2 rRNA genes are annotated in these 3,085 nt (G+C 55.1%); both read left to right on the forward strand.

The annotated features are described in order from the left end of the window. The first annotated feature begins 48 nt into the window (after positions 1-48). A 23S ribosomal RNA gene (locus J2D77_RS16925) occupies positions 49-2,789 on the forward strand. Positions 2,790-2,911: 122 nt separating this feature from the next. After that, a 5S ribosomal RNA gene (gene rrf / locus J2D77_RS16930) occupies positions 2,912-3,027 on the forward strand. The last annotated feature ends 58 nt before the right edge of the window (positions 3,028-3,085 follow it).

Consider the following 3,085-nt stretch of genomic DNA (forward strand, 5'->3'; position numbering starts at 1 on the left):
CGAGACGTGTTGTCTGCGTTATGCATGGATGGTTTCTGTGCATGGTGCGAGAGAGCGCGATAAGGGCATTTGGTGGATGCCTTGGTACCAGGAGGCGACGAAGGACGTAGCACGCTGCGAAAAGCTGTGGGGAGCCGCGAGCAGGCATTGATCCGCAGATATCCGAATGGGGCAACCCCCTCGCAAGAGGATCATGTACTGAATACATAGGTGCATGAGGCGAACCCGGGGAACTGAAACATCTCAGTACCTGGAGGAAAAGACATCAAACGAGATTCCGCTAGTAGTGGCGAGCGAACGCGGAGCAGGCCAGTGGTCTTTGGAAGAGAAGCAGAACGATCTGGAAAGGTCGGCCATAGTGGGTGATAGCCCCGTATGCGTAGTGCTTTTAAAGATCCTTGAGTAGGGCGGGGCACGTGAAACCCTGTCTGAACATGGGGGGACCACCCTCCAAGCCTAAATACTCCCTGGTGACCGATAGTGAACAAGTACCGTGAGGGAAAGGTGAAAAGCACCCCGACGAGGGGAGTGAAAGAGACCTGAAACCAAATGCCTACAAGCAGTCGGAGCCTTGAATGGGGTGACGGCGTACCTTTTGTATAATGGGTCAGCGAGTTTCTGTTTGCAGCGAGCTTAAGCCGATAGGTGTAGGCGTAGCGAAAGCGAGTCTGAACAGGGCGTTCAGTTGCTGGCAGAAGACCCGAAACCGAGTGATCTAGCCATGGCCAGGCTGAAGGTGCGGTAACACGCACTGGAGGGCCGAACCCACGCCTGTTGAAAAAGTCGGGGATGAGCTGTGGCTAGGGGTGAAAGGCCAATCAAACTCGGAGATAGCTGGTTCTCCGCGAAATCTATTGAGGTAGACCGTCAGGTGTTGACCCCGGGGGGTAGAGCACTGGATGGGCTAGGGGGGCCCAAAGCCTTACCAAACCCAACCAAACTCCGAATACCCGGAAGTTTAGCCTGGCAGACAGACAGTGGGTGCTAAGGTCCATTGTCGAGAGGGAAACAGCCCAGACCACCAGCTAAGGCCCCTAAATCGTGGCTAAGTGGGAAAGGATGTGGGGATTCCAAAACAACCAGGAGGTTGGCTTAGAAGCAGCCATCCTTTAAAGAAAGCGTAATAGCTCACTGGTCTAATAGAAACCCTGCGCCGAAAATGTAACGGGGCTCAAGCCACGTGCCGAAGCTGTGGGTGCATATCTATGATATGCGCGGTAGCGGAGCGTTCCGTAGGTCTGTGAAGGAGACGGGGTGACCCTCTCTGGAGATATCGGAAGTGCGAATGCTGACATGAGTAGCGACAAACAGTGCGAGAAACACTGTCGCCGAAAGTCCAAGGGTTCCTGCGCAAGGTTAATCCACGCAGGGTTAGTCGGCCCCTAAGGCGAGGGCGAAAGCCGTAGTCGATGGGAATCAGGTGAATAGTCCTGAACCTGCCAGAAGTGACGAATGCGATATGTTGTCAGGTCTTATCGGATTGACCTGGCTTTTGGAGCATTCCAGGAAATAGCTCTGGCGTATAGACCGTACCCTAAACCGACACAGGTGGACTGGTAGAGCATACCAAGGCGCTTGAGAGAACGATGCTGAAGGAACTAGGCAAATTACTCGTGTAACTTCGGGATAAGCGAGACCCACCTGTGGGCAACCATGAGTGGGTGGCACAGACCAGGGGGTAGCGACTGTTTAGTAAAAACACAGGACTCTGCGAAGTCGAAAGACGACGTATAGGGTCTGACGCCTGCCCGGTGCCGGAAGGTTAAGAGGAGGTGTGCAAGCACTGAATTGAAGCCCCGGTAAACGGCGGCCGTAACTATAACGGTCCTAAGGTAGCGAAATTCCTTGTCGGGTAAGTTCCGACCTGCACGAATGGCGTAACGACTTCCCCGCTGTCTCCAGCATCGGCTCAGCGAAATTGAATTCCCCGTGAAGATGCGGGGTATCCGCGGTCAGACGGAAAGACCCTATGAACCTTTACTGCAGCTTTACAGTGGCCTCAGAGACATTCTGTGTAGGATAGGTGGGAGGCTTTGAAGCGGGGGCGCCAGTTCCCGTGGAGCCATCCTTGAAATACCACCCTGAATTTTTCTGATGTCTAACCGCGACCAGTCAGCCTGGTCCGGGACCCTGTATGGTGGGCAGTTTGACTGGGGCGGTCGCCTCCCAAAGTGTAACGGAGGCGCGCGATGGTGGGCTCAGGCCGGTCGGAAACCGGCTGTCGAGTGCAATGGCATAAGCCCGCCTGACTGCGAGAGTGACAGCTCGAGCAGAGACGAAAGTCGGCCATAGTGATCCGGTGGTCCCGCGTGGAAGGGCCATCGCTCAACGGATAAAAGGTACTCTAGGGATAACAGGCTGATCTCCCCCAAGAGTCCACATCGACGGGGAGGTTTGGCACCTCGATGTCGGCTCATCACATCCTGGGGCTGGAGCAGGTCCCAAGGGTTCGGCTGTTCGCCGATTAAAGTGGTACGTGAGCTGGGTTTAGAACGTCGTGAGACAGTTCGGTCCCTATCTGCCGTGGATGTTGGAGACTTGAGAGGATTTGTCCCTAGTACGAGAGGACCGGGATGAACATACCTCTGGTGCACCGGTTGTCACGCCAGTGGCACAGCCGGGTAGCTAAGTATGGACGGGATAACCGCTGAAAGCATCTAAGCGGGAAACCCACCTCAAAACTAGGTCTCCCTGAGGGTCGTGGTAGACCACCACGTCAATAGGCCAGATGTGAAAGCGCAGTAATGCGTGCAGCTAACTGGTCCTAATCACCCAATAGGCTCTCTCCAATAAACCCCAGGGTTTAAACCATGCACAGAAATCATCTATGCATCCAACACCTCTCACTTACTCACTCACACACAGCCGCACCAACCGACCACACCACCTGCTCTCAGGGTGGTCTGGATGACCTGGTGGCTATGGCGGGGCGTGTTCCACCCGATCCCATCCCGAACTCGGACGTGAAAAACCCCAGCGCCTATGATACTGCGGCTTAAGTCGCGGGAAAGTCGGTCGCCGCCAGGTCTTCCAAACTACCCTAAACACGCACACACAATACAGACACCAACGCGGGGTGGAGCAG

The organism is Acetobacter garciniae (genome assembly GCF_017377735.1).
In the GTDB taxonomy this organism is placed as follows: Bacteria; Pseudomonadota; Alphaproteobacteria; order Acetobacterales; family Acetobacteraceae; genus Acetobacter; species Acetobacter garciniae.